This is a genomic window from Aliiroseovarius sp. Z3 (assembly GCF_029105185.1).
GTDB lineage: Bacteria > Pseudomonadota > Alphaproteobacteria > Rhodobacterales > Rhodobacteraceae > Aliiroseovarius.
On sequence record NZ_JAFMZK010000002.1, the window covers coordinates 243,707 to 264,140 of the forward strand.

The 20,434-nt window shown below is 58.5% G+C and carries 22 protein-coding genes and 1 tRNA gene; 9 read left to right on the top strand and 14 right to left on the bottom strand.

Annotation, left to right across the window (positions count from 1 at the left end; genetic code table 11):
* Positions 1-155 precede the first annotated feature (155 nt).
* Complete coding sequence (locus J3R80_RS04160) at positions 156-1,472, bottom strand: hypothetical protein (protein WP_275392498.1); 1,317 nt, start codon at positions 1,470-1,472, stop codon at positions 156-158.
* 51 nt (positions 1,473-1,523) lie between these two features.
* On the opposite strand from J3R80_RS04160, the gene lepA reads away from it, so the two are divergent.
* Entirely contained in the window at positions 1,524-3,323 is a 1,800-nt protein-coding gene (gene lepA / locus J3R80_RS04165) for a translation elongation factor 4 (protein ID WP_275392499.1), read from the top strand.
* A 318-nt stretch (positions 3,324-3,641) separates the two neighbouring features.
* Here the strand turns inward: lepA and J3R80_RS04170 are convergent, their stop codons facing one another.
* Positions 3,642-4,169, bottom strand: coding sequence for a hypothetical protein (locus J3R80_RS04170; protein ID WP_275392500.1), 528 nt, complete (start codon positions 4,167-4,169; stop codon positions 3,642-3,644).
* 136 nt (positions 4,170-4,305) lie between these two features.
* Here J3R80_RS04170 and J3R80_RS04175 point away from each other — a divergent pair, with 136 nt between their 5' ends.
* From J3R80_RS04175 to J3R80_RS04190, 4 genes are all read left to right on the top strand, one after another.
* A complete protein-coding gene (locus J3R80_RS04175; RefSeq protein WP_275392501.1) occupies positions 4,306-4,812 on the top strand; it encodes an alkylphosphonate utilization protein in 507 nt (168 codons plus the stop codon).
* A gap of 45 nt (positions 4,813-4,857) precedes the next feature.
* Complete coding sequence (locus J3R80_RS04180) at positions 4,858-5,052, top strand: CTP synthetase (RefSeq protein ID WP_275392502.1); 195 nt, start codon at positions 4,858-4,860, stop codon at positions 5,050-5,052.
* A 70-nt stretch (positions 5,053-5,122) separates the two neighbouring features.
* A complete protein-coding gene (locus tag J3R80_RS04185; RefSeq protein ID WP_275392503.1) occupies positions 5,123-5,302 on the top strand; it encodes a CTP synthetase in 180 nt (59 codons plus the stop codon).
* Between the two features lie 55 nt (positions 5,303-5,357).
* A tRNA-Arg gene (locus tag J3R80_RS04190) sits at positions 5,358-5,434 on the top strand.
* Positions 5,435-5,450: 16 nt separating this feature from the next.
* Here J3R80_RS04190 and J3R80_RS04195 read toward each other — a convergent pair.
* From J3R80_RS04195 to fabA, 10 genes are all read right to left on the bottom strand, one after another.
* On the bottom strand, positions 5,451-6,689 hold the full coding sequence (locus J3R80_RS04195; RefSeq protein ID WP_275392504.1) for a mandelate racemase/muconate lactonizing enzyme family protein: 1,239 nt from the start codon (positions 6,687-6,689) through the stop codon (positions 5,451-5,453).
* Positions 6,690-6,698: 9 nt separating this feature from the next.
* Positions 6,699-7,790: a zinc-binding dehydrogenase gene (locus tag J3R80_RS04200; protein WP_275392505.1), complete on the bottom strand. Its 1,092-nt coding sequence runs from the start codon at positions 7,788-7,790 to the stop codon at positions 6,699-6,701.
* A gap of 99 nt (positions 7,791-7,889) precedes the next feature.
* Positions 7,890-8,687, bottom strand: coding sequence for a 3-oxoadipate enol-lactonase (pcaD, locus tag J3R80_RS04205; protein ID WP_275392506.1), 798 nt, complete (start codon positions 8,685-8,687; stop codon positions 7,890-7,892).
* Positions 8,684-9,901, bottom strand: coding sequence for an endonuclease/exonuclease/phosphatase family protein (locus tag J3R80_RS04210; protein WP_275392507.1), 1,218 nt, complete (start codon positions 9,899-9,901; stop codon positions 8,684-8,686). The genes pcaD and J3R80_RS04210 overlap by 4 nt, the downstream gene beginning before the upstream one ends.
* Positions 9,902-9,913: 12 nt before the next feature.
* On the bottom strand, positions 9,914-10,885 hold the full coding sequence (locus J3R80_RS04215) for a threonine/serine dehydratase (RefSeq protein WP_275392508.1): 972 nt from the start codon (positions 10,883-10,885) through the stop codon (positions 9,914-9,916).
* The gene (locus J3R80_RS04220; RefSeq protein ID WP_275392509.1) at positions 10,882-11,709 is read right to left on the bottom strand and encodes an alpha/beta hydrolase; all 828 of its coding nucleotides are present in this window, start codon (positions 11,707-11,709) and stop codon (positions 10,882-10,884) included. The genes J3R80_RS04215 and J3R80_RS04220 overlap by 4 nt, the downstream gene beginning before the upstream one ends.
* Before the next feature lie 142 nt (positions 11,710-11,851).
* Positions 11,852-12,640, bottom strand: a complete 789-nt coding sequence (locus J3R80_RS04225) for an enoyl-ACP reductase (protein WP_275392510.1) — start codon at positions 12,638-12,640, stop codon at positions 11,852-11,854.
* A gap of 27 nt (positions 12,641-12,667) precedes the next feature.
* The gene (fabB, locus tag J3R80_RS04230) at positions 12,668-13,897 is read right to left on the bottom strand and encodes a beta-ketoacyl-ACP synthase I (protein WP_275392511.1); all 1,230 of its coding nucleotides are present in this window, start codon (positions 13,895-13,897) and stop codon (positions 12,668-12,670) included.
* 80 nt (positions 13,898-13,977) lie between these two features.
* Positions 13,978-14,634 (bottom strand): thermonuclease family protein, encoded by a 657-nt coding sequence (locus tag J3R80_RS04235; RefSeq protein WP_275392512.1) that lies wholly within the window; start codon positions 14,632-14,634, stop codon positions 13,978-13,980.
* A 35-nt stretch (positions 14,635-14,669) separates the two neighbouring features.
* Positions 14,670-15,179 carry a bifunctional 3-hydroxydecanoyl-ACP dehydratase/trans-2-decenoyl-ACP isomerase gene (gene fabA / locus J3R80_RS04240; RefSeq protein WP_275392513.1) on the bottom strand — a complete coding sequence of 170 codons (510 nt, stop codon included), beginning with the start codon at positions 15,177-15,179 and terminating at the stop codon, positions 14,670-14,672.
* A 204-nt stretch (positions 15,180-15,383) separates the two neighbouring features.
* Here fabA and irrA point away from each other — a divergent pair, with 204 nt between their 5' ends.
* Complete coding sequence (irrA, locus tag J3R80_RS04245) at positions 15,384-15,800, top strand: iron response transcriptional regulator IrrA (RefSeq protein ID WP_275392514.1); 417 nt, start codon at positions 15,384-15,386, stop codon at positions 15,798-15,800.
* Between the two features lie 85 nt (positions 15,801-15,885).
* On the opposite strand, the gene J3R80_RS04250 is transcribed toward irrA, so the two are convergent.
* Together J3R80_RS04250 and J3R80_RS04255 are read right to left on the bottom strand one after the other, a co-directional pair.
* Positions 15,886-16,314, bottom strand: coding sequence for a peptidylprolyl isomerase (locus J3R80_RS04250; protein ID WP_275392515.1), 429 nt, complete (start codon positions 16,312-16,314; stop codon positions 15,886-15,888).
* Between the two features lie 117 nt (positions 16,315-16,431).
* Positions 16,432-17,295, bottom strand: a complete 864-nt coding sequence (locus J3R80_RS04255) for a hypothetical protein (RefSeq protein ID WP_275392775.1) — start codon at positions 17,293-17,295, stop codon at positions 16,432-16,434.
* Between the two features lie 147 nt (positions 17,296-17,442).
* Between J3R80_RS04255 and miaB the strand changes: the two genes are divergently transcribed.
* From miaB to ybeY, 3 genes are all read left to right on the top strand, one after another.
* Positions 17,443-18,774, top strand: a complete 1,332-nt coding sequence (gene miaB / locus J3R80_RS04260; RefSeq protein WP_275392516.1) for a tRNA (N6-isopentenyl adenosine(37)-C2)-methylthiotransferase MiaB — start codon at positions 17,443-17,445, stop codon at positions 18,772-18,774.
* Positions 18,775-18,881: 107 nt separating this feature from the next.
* Entirely contained in the window at positions 18,882-19,934 is a 1,053-nt protein-coding gene (locus J3R80_RS04265) for a PhoH family protein (protein WP_275392517.1), read from the top strand.
* 1 nt (position 19,935) lies between these two features.
* The gene (ybeY, locus tag J3R80_RS04270; protein WP_275392518.1) at positions 19,936-20,427 is read left to right on the top strand and encodes an rRNA maturation RNase YbeY; all 492 of its coding nucleotides are present in this window, start codon (positions 19,936-19,938) and stop codon (positions 20,425-20,427) included.
* Positions 20,428-20,434 lie beyond the last annotated feature (7 nt).

Below are 20,434 nucleotides of genomic sequence, written 5' to 3' on the forward strand. Positions count from 1 at the left end.
CAGAAGGGTCACGCCCGACCCTGGGTGGGCGTCGTAGGTCGTTCGGCATTGTGGCCGCTCACATCGCAAGAAACGTTTTGGTGCAGTCGGACCGGAGCAAAACGCCCTCCCGGGGGGAGGGTCGGGCGTGGCCCGTGCGAGGGCACGGGCCGATCTCAGATTTCCGGATTTTGCCACAACTCGTCGGTTGGCTCGACTAACGGTGTGTTAGAGGCTCCGAAAATCGCATCCCGCGCGGCGGCGAGATTTTCCAACCGGGCCTTCACGCCAACAGTATCGCCCGAGATCATCCAGACTGCACCCAACATCGCGGCATACATCTTCCAATCGCCGAGGCTCCTTGCGGCTTGTTCTTTCAACGCTGTTCTGAAGACCGGATCACCAGAAGCTTGAAGTTCTGCGATCAACTTCTCTAATTCTCGAACGTGCGCATTGAGTCGCCCTATTTCCTGCCGAAGTTGCTCTTCCTTGGAAGGCGTGAGTTCACTTTCTCGCAACCTCCTGCTTATCGCTAACAGCGATCGAGAAAGTGTCGGAAACATCTGAAAAGCCTCCGGCAACTCGTTCGCACCGGTATCATTCAGATAGCGACAACTTGCTTCGTTTATATCATGCGCTGCTGCTTCAATTTGCGCTGCACTAATCGTTGGTGCGCTTAGCAGATGATCCACCGAAGATGGTTCGAGCTCCTTATAGCGCTTCTGTCTGGCCGCCCTTTCGAAGCCGAACTCTTCTCTGATCTCTTCAATCTTCTCCGCAATATGCTCCGGCCCCTTCTCCCAATCCTCATCGGGAATAAGTGCCACGTGACGCTGTAGCTCCCAGTCGAGCGGCTTGCCATTGAGGAAGCCTTGGTACCACTCGCGCCAGAAGGACCAGGCGGTTCCGGCATGTTTTAAAGCAAGGTCCAGATCGTATGGTTGATATCGAGGAGCACCAGGAAGCGCCCCGCCATGTGTGAGATCCCAAGAAGTAAAAAGTTCCTTGGGGTCTTTCAGTTTTCTTGCATTGGCTAGATCAATTTTTACCGGACCATAAAGGTGATCTAGCAGCCATTTACGGCCGGATTGCCTATTTGTGGCACAGAGTTCCAGCCATTTTTGCGCATACATTGTAGCGCTTCGCTGTTGGTTGTTTTCTCGCGTGACATCGAGCAAAGCACGATAGAAGGACAAGTAGCCGAAGGCGAACTCTTCGTTGTTTTCAATATGTATCTTTAGATCAGTAGTGGCGAATTCATGTGTTCGTGATTTTGAAGGTATGTTGTTTGTATCGTTACAGGTTGCTATGCAAATTGAGCGAAGTGCGTCGGAGAAAGCGGAAAGAGCAATGGGCCCACTTTTGGCATTGGGTACCTGATCAAGAAAAGGCTTGATCGAAACCAGTGCTCTTAGAGCCGAGCGACAATGCACAGCCTTTAAGACGCTGTACGGGATTTCGAAGGCTTCATGCTCGAAAGTCGTGTAGTTCAATCCGATTCAATCCCTTGACCAATTGAGAGTTCCCCCTCATATCCCTCCGTTATGACCGACCTGAAACACATCCGCAATTTCTCGATCGTGGCCCATATCGACCATGGGAAATCCACGCTTGCCGACCGTCTGATTCAAGAGACGAACACCGTGTCCTTGCGGGACATGAAAGAGCAGATGCTCGACAGTATGGATATCGAGCGCGAGCGCGGGATCACCATCAAGGCGAACACCGTTCGGATCGAATACAGCGCGGATGACGGCGAGACTTACATCCTGAACCTGATCGACACGCCGGGCCACGTGGACTTCGCCTATGAGGTCAGCCGCTCGATGCGCGCTGTTGAAGGGTCGCTTCTGGTCGTGGACTCGACGCAAGGGGTCGAGGCGCAGACGCTGGCCAATGTCTATCAGGCCATTGATGCGGATCACGAGATCGTGCCGATCCTGAACAAGATCGACCTGCCCGCGTCCGACTGCGACCGTGTGGCCGAACAGATCGAGGACGTGATCGGCATCGACGCGTCGGGCGCCATTCAGGTGTCGGCCAAGACCGGGCAGGGCATCCATGAAACGCTTGAGGCCATCGTGGCCCATCTTCCCGCCCCGACGGGGGACGCGGACGCGCCGTTGAAGGCGATGCTGGTGGACAGCTGGTATGACGCCTATCTGGGTGTGATCGTCCTGATCCGCGTGATCGACGGCAAGCTGAAAAAAGGCGAGCGCATTCGCATGATGTCGACCAACGCGGTTTACCCGGTAGATCGCGTCGGCGTCTTTACCCCCGCGATGAAGCCCATCGACGAATTGGGGCCGGGCGAGATCGGGTTCCTGACCGCCTCGATCAAGCAGGTGCGCGACACGCGGGTGGGCGACACGATCACACACGAGAAGAAAGGCACGACCGAGGCGCTGCCCGGCTTCAAGCCGTCACAACCCGTGGTGTTCTGTGGCCTGTTCCCGGTGGATACCGCCGAGTTTGAAGACCTGCGTGACTCGATCGAGAAGTTGGCGCTGAATGATGCGTCATTCAGTTACGAGATGGAGACCTCGGCCGCGCTGGGCTTTGGCTTCCGCTGTGGTTTCCTTGGCCTTCTGCACCTCGAGGTGATCCGCGACCGGATCGAACGCGAATATAACATTGAGCTGATCACCACCGCGCCCAGCGTGATCTATCACGTCTTCCTGAAAGATGGCTCGATGATCGAACTGCACAACCCTGCCGACATGCCCGACCCGTCCACCGTCGATCATATCGAGGAGCCGCGCATCAAGGCGACGATCCTAGTGCCTGATGACTATCTGGGTGACGTGCTGAAACTGTGCCAGGACCGGCGCGGCGTGCAGCTTGACCTGACCTATGCCGGGTCACGGGCGATGGTTGTCTATGACCTCCCTCTGAATGAAGTTGTGTTCGACTTCTATGATCGCCTGAAATCCGTAACAAAAGGTTACGCGTCGTTTGATTACCAGATGCTGGGCTATCGCGAGGATTTCCTTGTGAAAATGCAGATCCTGGTGAATGACGAACCGGTCGACGCGCTGTCCACCATGGTCCACCGCGACCGCGCGCAACTCAGGGGTCGGGCGATGTGTGAAAAGCTGAAAGACCTGATCCCCCGCCACATGTTCAAGATCCCGATCCAGGCGGCGATCGGCGGCAAGGTCATCGCGCGTGAGACACTCTCGGCGCTGCGCAAGGACGTGACCGCGAAATGCTATGGCGGGGATGCCACCCGGAAGAAAAAACTGCTGGAGAAGCAGAAGGCGGGGAAGAAGAAGATGCGCCAGTTCGGGAAAGTGGATATCCCGCAGGAAGCGTTTATTTCAGCGTTGAAGATGGATGATTGAGAATGAAAAGGGCCGCGTCAGCGGCCTTTTTCATTCAGTGCGCGGCAGCGAATTGCGAAGCAAATCGCGTGCGCACCCACTCGCGGCTCTTTCGATACCATAGCCCCACGCGCCAAAACCATCAGCGCCCCAATCGGAGCGCCAATCCGCGTGCCGTGCCCTTCAAAGACCGTCACGTCCGGTCGATAGATCGGACAACGCCCGACCCTCCCCACGGGAGGGCGTTCCGCCCACCCAGGGTCAGGCGATGTCCTCATTAGAAGATCAAGCCAGCGACCAAAAGTGTATCTTAAATTGTTGCTGCACTTACATATCCAGTCATTTGCGCAACAAAACTTCACCTCTCTGAATCGCTGTATCTAAACCTACAACGGATCTTAGTATTCGGTCCGCGTCTTCTATTAGTTGAAGCGCTAAATCTCGATCAACCACTGTTTCCTCGGATTCGTAGATGAATTCGCCGTGCGATTTTCTCTTGTGAGAGTATATTACCCGTAGAACGTTGCTACCTTGTTCAACGTAGAAGGCCCCATGAGCAGCGATGTGCCGATTTGTTTGATAAGTCCCCAGCCAATTTGCCAAGGTGGAAAGTAAATCGCTGTTCTCGGGATCAAGCGTTTTACTACTTTTCCTAAGTTGCTTTATTAGGTCGCTAACGCCAAGTTTTCGCAACTGGTGAAACCGAAGGACATGTTCTTTGTCGCCATCTATCAGGCCTTCAGTTGAGCAAATGAGAGAGCAAACGCTTGTTTCAATGTGTGCGCAAGTCTGAAGGTATAGTCCCAAATCGTAGATAAACTGACTTGGCAGTTCGCTTTCAACGATTGGTTTTATTTTCTTATCCATACCTGGCCAAACCCGAATTAACGCTCAGTCATTTCACCTATCGCACATGCAAAAAAGCAGATTTGCGGCGTATTGGCTAGTTAACCAATATGGTCCATAGCAGTCGAAGCCATTGCCCCCAACCACGGAGCCTCCCATGACCTGCCCCCTCTGCGCCTCAGACGCGCCTCTTTCCGCCTTCCCCGTCCCCGGCGGGCCCGCTGATGCCTCGGTTGACATCTGCGCCACCTGTGCCGCCCAGATCGACGGGACGCCCGACGAAAACCATTGGCGGGGGCTGGCGTCCTCGATGTGGTCCGAGGATGTGGCGGTTCAGGTGTTGTCGGCGCGGATGTTGAAGCGGTTGGGCACGCCGTGGGCGCAGGATTTGCTGGACCAGTTGTATCTGGACGAGGACACGCAGGTGTGGGTCGACAATGTCGCCGCGGCCTCGCAACACAAGGATGCCAATGGGGCAACGCTGGAGCAGGGTGACACTGTGGTGTTGATCAAGGATCTGCCCGTGAAGGGTGCGGGGTTTACGGCGAAGCGTGGCACGGCGGTGCGCGGGATCAGCCTTGTGCCTGACAACCCCGAGCATATCGAGGGCCGCGTCGAAGGGCAGCGCATTGTCATTCTGACGCAGTTCGTGAAGAAGAAGTAGGCAGCGCGGGGCCAGTCGGCTATGCCGCCGGTCAAGGAGGCACTTATGCGTTCACCGCTGTTCAAGATAGTTATGACATTTTACGGGATCATTGGGTCAACGCTGGCCTCGGTCCTTGTGGTGATTGCGTTGGTCAATGGCGTGTCCGGGCTGTGGCCCCTGCTGGGCGCGGCGGCGGTCGGTTTCGTGATCGGCCTGCCGGTGAGCTATTATGTCGCGCGCGCGATGATGGGCGACTGATCCAGATCAATGTAAAGGCATTCAAAGGCGCGCATATATCCCCATGCAGATATTATCTATGGAGATTAACATGTTACGCCTCGCCGCCGTGATCTATATCCTGCTTGGCGCCACATTGGCCGGAATTTTCATCATTGCCGCGCTGACCGTCGGCATGGATACCGCCCAGCCGATCATTTATGCCGCCGTCGCCGGCTTCCTCGTCGCGCTGCCCGTGTCGTGGCTGGTCGCAAAGCAGATCCGGGGCTGATCTGCCGATTTACGGTTGAAAGGGAGTGCGCGCCGGGGGTAAGGCTTCACCGTGCGGTCCCTTAGCTCAACTGGATAGAGCAGCTGACTTCTAATCAGCAGGTTGAGGGTTCGAGTCCTTCAGGGATCGCCATTTTACCAAGCAGTCATCAGTCCTTTCGCACGGGTGCGCCGCCTTCAAAACAGTTTTCTTCGGTGTAGCTGCATGGTGCCTCTTGGGGTTCCAGGTGCAACCCGTCGCCAGTATAGGGATGCGCGCGCATCAGGTCTTCGTCAGGGGTGATGCCCAGCCCCGGCGTGTCCGGCGGAATGACGAAACCTTGTTCCCAGCGCAGCGTATTGCCGATCAGGGCGAGGTGAAAATCGCCGCCCTGTTCGATGGTCTCAATCATCGACAGGTTCGGGATCGAGGTGCCAAGCTGGATGTTTGCCGCCCACTCGATGGGACCGGCGTAAAGGTGCGGGGCGATGAGGGCGTTGTGCACTTCGGCGATGGCCGCGATTTTCTTTGCCTCCCATATCCCGCCAACACGACCAAGGGCCGGTTGCAGGATGGACGCCGCACCCTGGCGCAGAACCTCGGCGAATTCTGCCTTGGTGGTCAGGCGCTCTCCGGTGGCGACGGGAACCGGACTGGCGTGGGCCACCTTTGCCATTTCAGCGATGTTGTCCGGTGGTACCGGTTCCTCGAACCACAGGGGGGAATAGGGGGCGATGGCCTGTGCCATCCGGATCGCTCCGCCCGTGGTGAATTGCCCATGGGTGCCAAACAGCAGGTCTGCCCTGTCGCCCACGGCCTCTCGAATAGCCGCGCAGAATTCGACCGAACGTGTGATGTCGCGGATCGACGGCATGTGGCCTGAATGGATGGTATAGGGTCCGGCAGGGTCGAATTTCAGGGCGGTGAACCCCTGATCCACACGCGTTACCGCAGCCTCGGCCGCCATGGCGGAAGACGTCCAGAACTGCGGCAGTGGGTGCTGCGGGTCGGGATAGAGGTAGGTGTACGAGCGGAGGCGTTCGTTCATCTTGCCCCCCAGAAGTGCCCAGACAGGCCGCCCCCGCGCCTTTCCAAGAATATCCCAACAGGCGATTTCCAAACCTGAAAACGCGCCCATGACAGTCAGGTCAGGGCGCTGAGTGAACCCGGCGGAGTAAGCGCGGCGGAACATCAGCTCGATATTCTCGGGGTTTTCGCCCTGCATGTGGCGGGCAAAGACATCTTCGATGACAGCCCGCATGGCGGTCGGTCCAACAGAGGCAGCATAAACCTCGCCCCAACCAACGACGCCGGTGTCGGTGGTCAGCTTGACGAAGATCCAATAGCGCCCACCCCATCCCGGCGCGGGTGGGGCGACCACGAAGATTTCAAGGTCCTCAAGGCGCATGGCTGCCTCCTAATCGCGGTCGAAAACGATGACGTTGCGACGGGCCGCGCCGGATTTGGTGTCGGCGATGGCTTCGTTGATCTGATCCAGACGCCAGCGGCCCGAAATCAATTCGTCCAGTTTCAGCCGTCCCTGTTGATACAGGTCGATCATCCATGGAATGTCGCGCTGGATTACGACATCGCCCATCTTGCTGCCCACCATGCCCTGACCAAGGGCTGCAAGGATCACCGGTTCGTAGTGAGACAGGCCACCGGAATGGGGCATGCCCACCATCACCACCTTGCCACCCGGAGCCAGATAGCGCGGGGCGACGTCATAGGCTGGAATTGCCCCCACGGTAACAAGGACGGAATCCGCCCCACGCCCGGCGGCCTTGAAGGCGGCTTTCCATGGCGCATCGGACGTGGCCAATATGCCGTCGGTCGCTCCAAATTCGATCGCGGTGTCCAGCTTCTCTTCGCTCATGTCGACGGCGATGATGCGGGATGCCCCGGCAATGCGCGCGCCCTGAATGGCATTCAGCCCGACACCGCCCGCCCCGATCACGACGACGACCTGACCGGGCCGGATGTTGGCGGCGTTCACCGCTGCCCCCACACCGGTGATCACACCGCAGGCCAGAAGCGATGCGACATCCATCGCCATGCCATCAGGGATCCGAACCACCTGGCTTTGTTCCACCACGACACGCTCGGCAAAGCCGCCGGTGGCCATCGCCTGATGCAGCTTGCCGCCATCATGTGTCTTGATGGGACCGTGGTCGCCATCATAGGGCGTTTCGCAGGTGACGGGCGAGCCAGAGGCGCAGCTTGGACAGGATTGGCAAGCGCGGATCAGGGTGACGACAACCGGATCTCCAACCGCCAAACCGCGGACGCGATCGCCCGTTCCGGTAATGCGCCCTGCGGCTTCGTGGCCATAGACGGCGGGCAAAGAGCCACCCCAATCGCCCTGCATATAGGTAATGTCGCTGTGGCAGATCGCGACCGCGTCCAGCGTCACCTCGACCTCGCTTCCCTCAGGGGAACGGATCGAGATGTCTTCGATCACCAGGGGTTCGCCGAACGCGTGACAAACGGCTGCTTTGATTGTCCCCATCTGGACCTCCTGCACATGGTTTCCAGCATGGTGGCGCAGGTGCGGGGTGATTGCCAAGCGCGAATGCGTTGCGCAGGGAATATCTGTTGGCGTTAAAGCTTACAGGTGGCCTATTGTTGTCAGGAAATCGCCTAACACATTTGCAAACTCATCCGGTTTCTCGACCGGGGGCATATGGCCCGTGCCACGGATCAGTTCGAACCGCGCACCGGGGATCAGCCCTGCCGTCTCGCGCACCAGATCAGCGGGGGTCGAGCCGTCTTCGGACCCGGCAATCACCAGTGTGGGCAGGCGCAGCCGGGCGGTGCTTTCATAAAGATCGGTGTCGGCGATCGCTTCCATGCAGCCCAGATAGCCTGCAAGGGGTGTGGCGCGCAGCCGGGCGCGGGCGGCATCCACGATTTGTGGGCGATCGCGCTGGGTTGCACGGGAAAACCAGCGTTTTAGGGTGACATCCACCACCGAGTCGATCCCGTTTTCACGCACGGCCTTGATCCGGTCTGCCCATATGGCGGGCGTGCCGATCTTGGTCGCGGTGTTGGACATCGCCAGACCGCGCACCAAATCCAGCCGTTCCGCCGCCAGCCCTTGCGCGATGATCCCACCGATTGACAGGCCGACAAAAACGCAATCCTTGACGCCCAGCCGATCCAGACAGCGCGCTGCGTCACGGACCAAGTCCCCCATAGGATACGGCCCGTCGGGGCAGGGGCTTTTGCCATGGCCGCGCATGTCCATCCGGATCAGGCGCAGGCTTTGTGGCAATCTGGCGACCGCCGCGTCCCACATCGTCAGATCTGATCCAAGCGCATGTGCAAAAACCACGGCGGGGCCGTCTCGTGTCCCGCTTTCGACGACATGAAGGTTCAGGCCATCACCATCAGGAATGATGATCATCTCTTCGCCTTATCCTCGTCACCAAGCATGGTCAGATAGGCCATGATCTGCCCGTGATCCGACGCCAGCTTGTTATATGGCGCCTCGGGGTGAGAGCCATCGGTGATGTGGTCGTTCAACACGCTGAAGTAGGTCATATCCGCAATGCGCTGGGGGTTGTCCGGGTGGAAATGACGGCTGAGGTAAATCTGGTCGATGCTTTCAAACACACCCGCAAAGGCCGAGGTATAGACCATGTCGCGCAGTGATTTCCGAACGAAAAGCTTTTCGGCAGAATGCAGGCGAACGGCCTCGACGTCTCGGGTGATTTGAATGCTTTCTTCCCTGCTGTAACGATCCCGGTCGGATTTCGCATCGTGTCTCAACATCCAAGCATAATTCTTGAACGGTACCTCGCCCGAAATGATTTCCGAGCTGACGGCGTGTTCGCCGTCATTGAAATCACCAAGCACCATGACCGGATTGTTCTGGCGTAACTCCTCGACGATAAAACTGCGCAGTACCCAGGCTTCGGCCATGCGGCGCATGGCGGCGCGCGCAGCCCCCAGGGCGCGCCCGACCGGGTCGTAGTTGGTCAGGTCTTCTTCGGGGGCGAACTCAGCGCCGGGCGGGCGGATGAATTCGCCCAGTTTCGATTTCAGGTGGCAATTGAACACTGTGACCACCTTGTCACCGATGGGAATGCGGGCGCGCAGGATGGGGCGAGACAGGCGCGTAAGGGTGTAATGGCCTGCTTCGCCCTCAAGCCCGCGCAGGGCGGTGAAGGGGATGGTCAGTGGCTCGGGCAAATCCTGAATGACCTGCGGCGGTTCGGCAAACCCGAACCGTGACAGGATCGCGACGCCGGGCCTGCGCTGGCCTGGGCCCTGGTCGGCGGCATTGGGCGCAAAGGCCAGATGATCCATGTCCCAAGGTCGGATCGCCAGTTTGCGAAAGATCGCCTTGCGGTGATACCCCTTGCTTTTGTCGGGGATGGTCGCCGCGTTCAGCGCAGCAGTGCGTTTGTTCGCCTCGCCGATCACATCGCGCAGGGCATCTTCTTCGAAGATTTCCTGAAACCCGATGATGTCGGCATCCAGCGCCATCAACTGATCGGCCATCCAGTCACGTTTCCACGCGTATTCTTCGGGCGTGTAGCTTTGGAACTCGTAATATTCCTGATCCGGCCCGATCAGGTTCTTTACGTTGAACGAAGCGATGGTGAAATCTGTCATATGGTCCTCCGATCAGGCGAAACGGGTCAAGGCATCCGCAAAGACCGGCCCGTCAACATTGCCACCCGATACCACCGCGATAACAGTGTCGCTGTCGATCTGATCGGCGTGGAACAAGGCTGCGGCAAGCGCCACCGCCGCACCGGGTTCGACAACGATCTTCAGGCGGTTGAAGGCCGCAACCATCGCGCGCTGGCAATCGTCTTCGCGCACCACCAATCCGGGGCCGCACAGGCGCTTCAGGATCGGAAACGTCAATTCGCCCGGCGATGGGGTGATGATGGCATCGCAGATCGACCCCGACAAGCGTGCGTTGCGTTCAATCTGGCCGGATGCCAGCGACCGGGCGACATCGTCAAACCCCTCAGGCTCGACCGGGTGAACCCGAAAATCGGGGGCGTCCGCGTCCAATGCCAAGGCAATGCCAGCCGTCAGTCCACCCCCGCCGCAGGGCACCAGCACCGCCGCCGCGTCGACGCCAGCCGCCTTTGCCTGTCGCGCAATCTCAAGCCCGACTGTGCCTTGTCCGGCAATCACATCGTAATTGTCGAACGGCTTGATCAGGGTCAGCCCACGGTCCGAGGCAATTTGCGCGCCGATCTGGTCCCGATCCTCGCTGGCGCGGTCATACAGAACGACCTCGCCCCCCAGCGCACGGGTGTTGTCGATTTTCTGGCGTGGGGCATCTGACGGCATGACGATGACCGACGGCGCGCCGACTGTTGCGGCAGCCATCGCGATCCCTTGGGCGTGGTTGCCGGACGAGAAAGCGATAACACCCTGCCTGCGCTGCGCTTCCGACAGTTTCGAGATCGCATTCCATGCGCCACGAAACTTGAAGCTGCCCGTGTGTTGCAGGCACTCGGGTTTCACAAAAATCCGCTTGCCGGCGATGTCGTCCAGAAACGGTGAGTTGAGCAATGGTGTGCGACGCACATAGCCTTCAAGACATGTGTCAGCGGCGCGGATGTCGTCGATATTCACCGCACATCCTCCAACCACGCATGGATCGTTTCCAGGGCTTCGGGTTCATCCAGAAACGGGACGTGACCGCGATCGGCGACGCGCGCATAGCGCATGTCGGGGTTACGTCGCCGCATTTCTGCGACCGTGTCATCGGTCAGGATGTCCGAGTTTTCCCCATGAATCAACGCCACGGGCAGGTCGTGCAGCGCGTCGAAATAGGGCCAAAGATCGGGTGCAGGTTGTGCACCTGCTTCCAGAACAGCCTCGCGCAGGTCCGGGTCGTATCGGTTTTTCAATCCGGTTTCGGTTTGTGAATACAGGTGACGCACTTCGGCGTCCCAACGTTCGGACGGGACACCGCGAAAGCCTGACGCCTCCATGATCTGGCCGCGGGCATTGGCGGCGTCCTTGTAGAAACGGGCAGATGGCTGGCGACCCAGGAAGCCCTTGATGTAATCCAACCCGCGCGGGTCGATCACCGGACCGATATCGTTCAGACATGCCCCCAGCAGGCGGTCCTTCGCGGCCATGGCAATCCCCATCGCGATCAGACCACCGCGCGATGTGCCCAAGATCGCAGCTCGGTCAATGCCCAGATGATCCAGCAACATCAGCGCATCGTCTGCCTCCTGCGGGACCGTATAGGTCTGATACGGTCCCCAATCCGACGCGCCGCGCCCGCGATAGTCCATGCGGATCAGGCGCACATGCGACAGGTGTGGGGCTACGAAGTTGAAATCGTCCGAGTTGCGGGTCAGCCCGGACAAGGCCAGAACCGGCAGACCCTCACCTTCATCCCGATAGGCCAGCGTCAGCCCATCCCGTGCGGTAAAGTTTTCCATACTCGTTCCCCGTCACAACCTGTTTGCGCCAGTAAGCACCGCTTGGGGAAGGGGTGCAAGCAGAAGGCACGACCGCACCCAATCCAGAACACGCGCCAGAATGACGGGTGTTCTACAAGACGTATAGCTGACGGTTTTCCGGTCAGAGGTTTTCGGGCTGGGGCATCCCAAGCACATGAAAGCCGCAATCAACCGTGATGATCTCTCCGGTTGTGCAGGCCCCGTAGTCGGACGCTAGATAAACCGCAGTGCCCCCGATGCTTTCCAACGTCGCGTTCTGCCGCATGGGCGAATTGGCTTCGGTGTGCCGGAACGTCTTGCGCGCCCCGCCAATGGCCGCACCGGCCAGCGTTTTCATAGGGCCGGGTGAGATGGCGTTGACACGAATGCCGTCGGGACCGAGGTCGTTGGACAAATAGCGGACCGACGCCTCCAGCGCCGCCTTGGCTACGCCCATGACGTTATAGAATGGGGTTACGCGGTTCGACCCGCCATAGGTCAGGGTCAGGATCGTGCCGCCTTCGGTCATCTTTGGTGCGGCGCGGCGCGCCACCTCGATCAGCGAATAACAGCTGATATCCATCGAGTTCTTGAAGTTTGCACGGCTGGTGTCGACAAACCGGCCCGTCAGTTCGTTCTTGTCGGAATAGGCAATGGCGTGCACCAGAAAGTCGATGCTGTCCCACTTGGACCAAAGTGCATCAAACCCCTTGTCCAGCGCCTCGTCATTGGTCACGTCCATATCGACCAGAAGATCGGATCCGACCGACGCAGCCAGTGGCTGAACCCGTTGCCCGAAGGCATCACCCTGATACGAAAACGCAAGCTCCGCGCCTTCATTTGCCATCGCCTGCGCAATGCCCCACGCGATTGAACGGTTATTGGCAACCCCCATGATGAGGCCGCGTTTCCCTTGCATTAGCCCTGCCATGTCAGTCCCTCGTTTCTATTTCAATCATCAGTCGCGGTATTTGCTCAGAAGCATTGAGCCATTGGTCCCGCCGAACCCGAAACTGTTGGTCATCACCGTGTCCAGCCCCGCATTCTCAACCAGCGAGGTTGCAATCTCGCCTTCATTGATCGCAGGGTCCAGGTTTTCTACGTTGATCGACGGTGCGATGAAGTCGTTTTCCAGCATCAGAAGGCAATAGACCGCTTCCTGTGCACCCGTGGCGCCCTGGCTGTGTCCGGTCATCGACTTGGTCGAACTGATAACAGGCGTCGACCCTTCGCCAAAGACCCGGCGCACGGCTTCCACTTCTCCGACATCGCCAACGGGGGTCGAGGTGCCATGAGCGTTGATATATCCCACTTTTCGATCCTCGGGCAGGGTTTGCAGGGCCAGCCGCATGGCGCGCTCACCCCCCTCGCCGGACGGGGCCACCATGTCGTGGCCGTCCGAAGTGGCTGCATAGCCCGTGACCTCGGCATATATCTTTGCGCCGCGCGCCTTGGCGTGCTCAAGCTCTTCAAGCACCAGGATCGCCCCGCCACCGCCGATGACGAACCCGTCGCGATCCGCGTCGAACGCCCGCGACGCTTTGTCGGGTGTTTCATTGTATTTTGACGACATCGCACCCATCGCGTCGAACAGGCAGGACAGCGTCCAGTCCAGTTCTTCGCCACCACCGGCGAACATTACGTCCTGCTTGCCCATCATGATCTGTTCGGCCGCGTTTCCAATACAGTGCAGCGATGTCGAGCAAGCCGAGGTGATGGAATAGTTGATCCCTTTGATCTTGAACGCGGTCGCAAGGTTTGCCGAAATCGTCGACCCCATGCATTTTGGCACTGCAAACGGACCAATCCGCTTGGTCGCGCCCGTTTCCAACGCCGTTTGATGCGCAGCAAACATTGCACTGGTCGACGGGCCACCAGAGCCAGCCACCAAGCCGGTGCGCGGGTTCACGATGTCATCTTCGCCAAGCCCCGCATCGGCAATCGCCTGGGTCATAGCGATATGCGCATAGGCGGCACCCGGCCCCATGAACCGAAGCGTGCGCTTGTCCACATGGGCGGCAATGTCGATATTCGGCATGCCCGCAATCTGGCTGCGGAACCCGTGATCGACCATGTCCTGATTGGCGGTAATGCCGGACTTGCCAGCCTTAAGCGAGGCCAGGACCTCGTCCTTGTTGTTCCCGATGGCCGAGACAATGCCCAGACCGGTAACGACGACACGACGCATGCGTGGCCTCCCTTGAAAACGTTCAATTCTTAGTAGGGGATTGGTGGGGGTGGTGCAAGGCGGGAAGGTGGAGGGTTCGATCAGTTCGGCGTTCCTGATGCCCCTTCTTTCTGAGCTTTTTTCCGCGCTTCGTACTGCTCCCAAACATGGATGCGACCCTTCTGTCGCGCATCTGCCAGCCACATTTTCTTCCGCGCGTTCTCGACTTCCAGAGGGCGATACTTCCCGCCCGAGAATTTTGGCCAGTCAATGGCCAGCCCAGCCTTGACCATCTCCGCAGACAAATCACGGCCATCGGGCAAGTAGCATTTGGCAACCGTACGCCCGTGGTCATCTTCGTCTGTGATGACGGCGCGGACTGTTTGCCCCTTGCACAGACCTACCAGCTCCCATTTGGCTTTTTTGCCATGTGGATGGTTTGGCTCCGGCGCGTCGATGCCAAAAAGCCTGATCTGCGTTTTCTTGATTTTGATGGTGTCGCCATCGACGACATACGCGGGTCCGCTAACTTCGGTGTGCGGTTCGGCGGGATGGGCTTTTTCTGCATTGAAAGGCGCGCTTGTGACGGGCTTCTGTGGTGGTGCAGTGGTTGCTGCCCTTCCGGGAGCACTTTGCTTTCTTGGTGATGCAAACGTACGCCTAACATTTCTTTCGAAACGCCGTGCTTTACGATCAAGCCTTTGAGCGAAGATAACAACGCCCAAAATCAGAAAAACAAGAGTGAGGAGTGTTTCCATCTCTCTTGTTTTCCTTTCTTTCAGCCAGGACTGCCTCAGCTCTCGCTCAGCGCGACCTTCATGTCTTTCACCTGATAGATAACTTCTCCGTCCGCTTCCACAATCCCGTCAGCGACCCCCATGGTCAAACGCCGGGTTTGCACGGCCTTGGTGAAATCTATCTTGTAGGTCAGCATCTTGCGATCCGGGCGCACCATGCCGGTCAGCTTGACCTCACCGACACCCAATGCATATCCGCGCCCCTGCCAGCCGCGCCAGCCCAGGTTGAAGCCGGTCAGTTGCCACAGGCCATCAAGCCCAAGACAACCGGGCATGATCGGGTTGCCAGGAAAGTGACAGTCAAAGAACCAGAGGTCGGGCGTGATATCGAATTCGGCAATCACATGGCCCTTGCCATGCGCGCCGCCATCACCGGAAATGTCGGTGATACGGTCCATCATCAACATCGGCGGGGCCGGAAGCTGTGCATTGCCAGGGCCGAACAAGTCCCCCTGTGCACATTTCAGAAGATCTTCCTTGTCGAAACTCGTCGGATAATCCGCCATTCCCTCCGCCCCATATCTTGTGTTTTCCTTCCCTTCACCCTCTATCACCCGGCCCAAGCCCGACGCAAGGGCGGGCGAACGGTATGGCCGCGCGCGGCGCGGCAGCATAGCCACACTGGCTGAGCAGAAAATATTGGCACTTTGGCACCTCTGGCCCTATATTCAGTATGCACTTTCGATCACAACGGACGAGACGGCGACCTGATGGACCAAAACGGCGACACAACCGAAGCGGCATGGCTGGCAAGCGCGGACCTTCGCCCGACCCGGCAACGGCTTGCTTTGGCACAGCTTCTGATTGGCGACGGGCGGCATCGACACGTGACGGCGGAAAGCCTGTACGAGGCATCGCGCGACAGCGACGACCGGGTTTCACTTGCGACAGTCTACAACACCCTTCGTGTGTTTTCAGATGCCGGGCTTCTGCGCGAAATTACCGTGAATGGCGCGCGCAGCTATTTCGATACGAATGTCTCGAACCACCCGCATTTCTTCTGGGAGGATACAGAAGAACTGATGGATGCACCGGATGAAGACCTGAAGATTGCAAAACTTCCGGATGCCCCCAAGGGAACCGAGATTGCGAAAGTCGACGTGGTGATCCGGCTGCGTCGCAAATAACACCGCGCGCTGTTTCTTCTGGCTGAAAATATCCTGGGGTGAGGGGCAAAGCCCCTCGGGCGCGCGCTCTGGTTTTCATGGGGCCTCACGCGACGCTGACGACTTCGAAATCGAAGATCAGCGTCTTGCCGGCCAGCGCGTGATTGGCGTCCAGCGTCACGCTTTCCTCGGTCAGTTCGGTCACGGTGACGGGAACCGGCTGGCCTTGCTGCCCGGTCATCTGAAGTTGCAGCCCGACCTCAAGCGGAATTTCCGCCGGAATATCACCGCGCGGCACTTCCAGAAGCGCTTCCTCCTGACGGTGTCCATAGGCCTCTTCCGGGGCGATGGTGACTTTCTTCTTCTCGCCAACGGTCATACCGGGCAGGGCCTTGTCCAGTCCGGGAATAATCATGCCGGATCCGACTGTAAATTCCAGTGGATCGCGACCTTCGGAACTGTCGAAGACCGTGCCGTCTTCAAGTGTCCCAGTGTAGTGAATGCGCACAGTTGCGCCGGATGTGACTTCGGTCATGAATGCCTCGTGATGTATGGGGATTGATGGACGAGGCCGCTTTCTCAGCAGGTGCTCGTATGATGGGCAGACCCTAAAGGATTGGGGCTGGATGTAAAGGGAGGCACCTTCGCGGGCTTAAAACCACTGTCCCGGTTCCATCAACCCAAGGTCCAAAAGCTGTTGTGACGTCCACTCGAATGGGGTCGAGTTGTGCCATTTGAAGGTGGATATCTCGAAGGTCGATCCTGCATTGGATTTCAACGCCTTGGCGGTTCTGAAGCTCGCGATCGAAACGGTGATGTTGTTATGCCAGGGGCAGGCATAGGTGTTGTATTCTTCATCACTGAACGTGTGATCGGGCCTCAGCTTCAAGCCCTTCTTCGCGCGAAAGATTGAGATTCGGTCGATCTTCCGCCGCGCGGGTGGGATGTGTTCCTCGAACCGCCAGCGCAGCCCACCAAAGAAATCCAACTGGCGCTCGCGCGGGTTGCCGTCGCCATCCGGGCGGCCCAAAGCATAATAGCCGGACTTGTCCAGATACGCGTGATCAAGGGATACCGCGTCGCGATGCGTTGTCAGATCATCGGCGTAAAGGTCCACAACATAGGTCAAAACGGCGTCACGGCGTTCTTCTGTGTGGAAGGCCAGAAGCTCTCCGATCGACCGGGTTTCGCAGAACGGATAGAACAGGTATTCGGCGTTGAAACAGTAATAGAGCCAGATGCCGGGGGCGGCGTCGATGACCTTGTTGACGGCATGTTCCACGGCACCGTCGCGTGCGACGGCATAGGGGATGCGGTGGATCGTATTCTCCAACGCAGCGGGCAAGTCCAGCACGTCGGGCGCGAGCACCAGAATTTCAATGAAACCTGCGTTCTGATGGTGAGTGATGGTGCTTTCGACCTCGACCAGATCCTCGACAAAGATCATCGCGACAGGGCCTTTTGCCAGCGCCTTGGCGCCGGTGCTCAGGAAATCTGTCAGGCCATCATAGCGCATCGCGTCCACTTCCCATCCGCAAGATTCTGCGGCGTTTGCGCCAAAATGCTATGAAATCAAAGCCTTTTGCAAGCGTTGCGGCGTGATCCGCTTTGCTATAGGACACGGGACCTGATCCAAAGCCTTATCCAGCAGGAAATGCGCGTCATGTCCGACCCGAAGAAACTCTTTATTCGCACCTATGGCTGCCAGATGAATGTCTATGACAGCGAACGCATGGCCGAGGCGCTGGGGGCGGACGGGTATGTGCAAACCGATACGCCCGACGATGCGGACATGATCCTGCTGAACACCTGCCACATCCGCGAAAAAGCCGCCGAGAAGGTCTATTCCGAGCTGGGCCGCTTCAAAGGGTTGAAGGCCGACAAGCCTGACCTCAAAATCGGCGTGGCCGGTTGCGTCGCTCAGGCCGAGGGTGAAGAGATCATGCGCCGTCAGCCGCTGGTCGATCTGGTGGTCGGGCCGCAGACCTATCACCGTCTGCCACAGATGATGGAACAGGTGGCGAAGGGCGAAAAGGCGCTGGACACCGATTTCCCGGAAGAAGACAAGTTTGAACATCTGCCGGTGCGGCATGGGGCAAAGAAAGCCGCGCGCAACCCGTCGGCGTTCCTGACTGTTCAGGAAGGTTGCGACAAATTCTGTGCCTTCTGTGTGGTTCCCTATACCCGCGGGGCCGAGGTCAGCCGCCCGGTTGACCGCATCCTGCGCGAAGCCCGTGATCTGGTCGAACGCGGTGTGCGCGAAATCACGCTTTTGGGCCAGAACGTCAACGCCTATCACGGTGCGGGCGAGGGGGGCGATTGGTCACTTGCCAGGCTCATTTGGGCACTCAATGACGTGGATGGGCTGGAACGCATCCGCTTCACCACCTCGCACCCCAACGACATGAGCGATGACCTGATCGAGGCACATGGGACATGTGCCAAGCTGATGCCCTATCTGCACCTGCCGGTTCAGTCCGGGTCTGACAAGATTCTGAAGCGGATGAACCGCAGCCACACGGCGGACAGCTATCTGCGCCTGATCGAGCGTATCCGCGAAGCGCGTCCCGATATTCTGCTGTCAGGTGATTTTATCGTCGGGTTCCCTGAAGAAGACGATCAGGATTTCGAGGATACGATGTCCCTGATCCGCGAAGTGAACTATGGACAGGCTTACAGCTTCAAATATTCGACCCGCCCCGGCACGCCTGCTGCCGAACGGGCGCTGGTGGATGATGCGGTTGCGACGGATCGTCTGTACCGGTTGCAAGCGTTGCTGACTGACCAACAGCGTGCCGTTCAACAGGCCATGGTTGGGAAAGAGGTTGGTGTGCTGTTTGAAAAGAAAGGTCGGCTTGAAGGGCAGATGGTTGGCAAGTCCGATCACCTGCATGCCGTGCATGTTCAGGCCCCTGATGGGCAGGTCGGCGAGCTTCGGCGCGTTCGGATCGTGGACAGCAGCACCAATTCGCTGGCGGGCGAGCTGGTCGGTTAGAAATCTGCCCTAATTGTATCGAATTCGTGAAGATTTCCGAAGGGGGCTTGCGCCCGCCTTCTGCACTTGGCACCATCATCTTGTAGGATCAGACCAGGAGACCCCTATTGGGATTTGAAAATCTGAGCGCGGCGCCCGACGCCTCGACCGCCGAAGAAGCGCTGCTTGAATTTCCCGACAACCGCCTGTTGATAGATTTGTGCGGTGAGTTTGACCGAAACCTGACCCATATCGAAAGCCATCTGGGCGTGCAGATCGTGCGGCGCGGCAATCAGCTTGCGGTGTTCGGCGAGGCCAGCGCACGCACCAAGGCGGTCGAGGTCTTGCAGGCCATGTATCAGCGCCTGGAAAGCGGCAAGGGGATCGAACCGGGCGACATCGACGCCGAGATTCGCATGGGCGGTTCGGACGAAGGCACCGGCACCCGCGACGGTGACCAGATGGAGATGTTCAAGGGCGGCGCGGTCGAGATCAAGACCCGCAAGAAAACCGTTGAACCCCGCACCGAGGCGCAGAAAGCCTATGTTCAGAACCTGTTTCAGAACGAATTGGCCTTCGGCATTGGCCCGGCGGGCACCGGCAAGACCTATCTGGCGGTTGCGGTCGGGGTGAACATGTTTCTGGGCGGGCATGTGGACCGCCTGATCCTGAGCCGTCCGGCAGTCGAGGCGGGCGAAAAGCTGGGCTATCTGCCCGGCGACATGAAGGATAAGGTCGATCCTTACATGCAGCCGCTTTATGACGCGCTGAACGATTTTCTGCCCGGCAAGCAGGTGGCCAAGCTGATCGAAGAGAAGCGGATCGAAATTGCGCCTCTGGCCTTCATGCGTGGGCGAACCTTGTCCAACGCCTATGTTGTGCTGGACGAGGCGCAGAATGCCACCACCATGCAGATGAAGATGTTCCTGACCCGTCTGGGTGAAGGGTCGCGGATGGTCATCACCGGTGACCGCACGCAGATTGACCTGCCGCGCGGCGTGGACAGCGGGTTGCGCGATGCCGAAGGATTGCTGAAGGGCATCGACCAGATCGCGTTCAATTATTTCACGTCGAAAGACGTGGTGCGCCACCCGCTGGTTGCCAAGATTATCGAGGCTTATGACGACGCAGCGCAAAAGGCGATGGCCAAGAAAGCCGAGCGCGAGCAGCGCGACCGCTGACATGAATGTCGATTTGGTGATCGAAGATGAACGCTGGGCGGCGTTGGATTTGGGCCTTCTGGCTGGTCAGGCCGCACAGATCGTGGCCGATCATCTTGCCCTGACACCGCCGGACGGGCAGGGGTTTGAGATCAGCCTGCTGGCCTGTGACGATGCGCGGATCGCTGCGCTTAACGCTGACTTTCGCGACAAACCTTTGCCGACCAACGTATTGTCCTGGCCATCAGAAGATCGTGCGCCCGACAAGCCGGGCGGCGCACCGCGTCCGCCATCGGACCCCGAGCTGGGCGACATCGCCATTGCATATGAAACGTGTCAGCGCGAAGCTGTTGCTCAGGATAAGAAATTCCCCGCTCATGTGACACATTTATTGGTGCATGGGATGTTGCATCTGTTGGGTTATGATCACATAGACGACAAAGATGCGGCCCTGATGGAGGGGTTGGAGGTTGAAATCCTTGGCAAGATGAGCATTTCAAACCCATATATTTAACAAACAG

Bases quoted from the DNA above. Each gene is read 5' to 3' on its own strand.
- lepA (WP_275392499.1), top strand. From the start codon at position 1,524: ATGACCGACCTGAAACACATCCGCAATTTCTCGATCGTGGCCCATATC.
- J3R80_RS04170 (WP_275392500.1), bottom strand. From the start codon at position 4,169: ATGGATAAGAAAATAAAACCAATCGTTGAAAGCGAACTGCCAAGTCAG.
- J3R80_RS04175 (WP_275392501.1), top strand. From the start codon at position 4,306: ATGACCTGCCCCCTCTGCGCCTCAGACGCGCCTCTTTCCGCCTTCCCC.
- J3R80_RS04180 (WP_275392502.1), top strand. From the start codon at position 4,858: ATGCGTTCACCGCTGTTCAAGATAGTTATGACATTTTACGGGATCATT.
- J3R80_RS04185 (WP_275392503.1), top strand. From the start codon at position 5,123: ATGTTACGCCTCGCCGCCGTGATCTATATCCTGCTTGGCGCCACATTG.
- J3R80_RS04195 (WP_275392504.1), bottom strand. From the start codon at position 6,689: ATGCGCCTTGAGGACCTTGAAATCTTCGTGGTCGCCCCACCCGCGCCG.
- J3R80_RS04200 (WP_275392505.1), bottom strand. From the start codon at position 7,790: ATGGGGACAATCAAAGCAGCCGTTTGTCACGCGTTCGGCGAACCCCTG.
- pcaD (WP_275392506.1), bottom strand. From the start codon at position 8,687: ATGATCATCATTCCTGATGGTGATGGCCTGAACCTTCATGTCGTCGAA.
- J3R80_RS04210 (WP_275392507.1), bottom strand. From the start codon at position 9,901: ATGACAGATTTCACCATCGCTTCGTTCAACGTAAAGAACCTGATCGGG.
- J3R80_RS04220 (WP_275392509.1), bottom strand. From the start codon at position 11,709: ATGGAAAACTTTACCGCACGGGATGGGCTGACGCTGGCCTATCGGGAT.
- J3R80_RS04225 (WP_275392510.1), bottom strand. From the start codon at position 12,640: ATGGCAGGGCTAATGCAAGGGAAACGCGGCCTCATCATGGGGGTTGCC.
- fabB (WP_275392511.1), bottom strand. From the start codon at position 13,897: ATGCGTCGTGTCGTCGTTACCGGTCTGGGCATTGTCTCGGCCATCGGG.
- J3R80_RS04235 (WP_275392512.1), bottom strand. From the start codon at position 14,634: ATGGAAACACTCCTCACTCTTGTTTTTCTGATTTTGGGCGTTGTTATC.
- fabA (WP_275392513.1), bottom strand. From the start codon at position 15,179: ATGGCGGATTATCCGACGAGTTTCGACAAGGAAGATCTTCTGAAATGT.
- irrA (WP_275392514.1), top strand. From the start codon at position 15,384: ATGGACCAAAACGGCGACACAACCGAAGCGGCATGGCTGGCAAGCGCG.
- J3R80_RS04250 (WP_275392515.1), bottom strand. From the start codon at position 16,314: ATGACCGAAGTCACATCCGGCGCAACTGTGCGCATTCACTACACTGGG.
- J3R80_RS04255 (WP_275392775.1), bottom strand. From the start codon at position 17,295: ATGCGCTATGATGGCCTGACAGATTTCCTGAGCACCGGCGCCAAGGCG.
- miaB (WP_275392516.1), top strand. From the start codon at position 17,443: ATGTCCGACCCGAAGAAACTCTTTATTCGCACCTATGGCTGCCAGATG.
- ybeY (WP_275392518.1), top strand. From the start codon at position 19,936: ATGAATGTCGATTTGGTGATCGAAGATGAACGCTGGGCGGCGTTGGAT.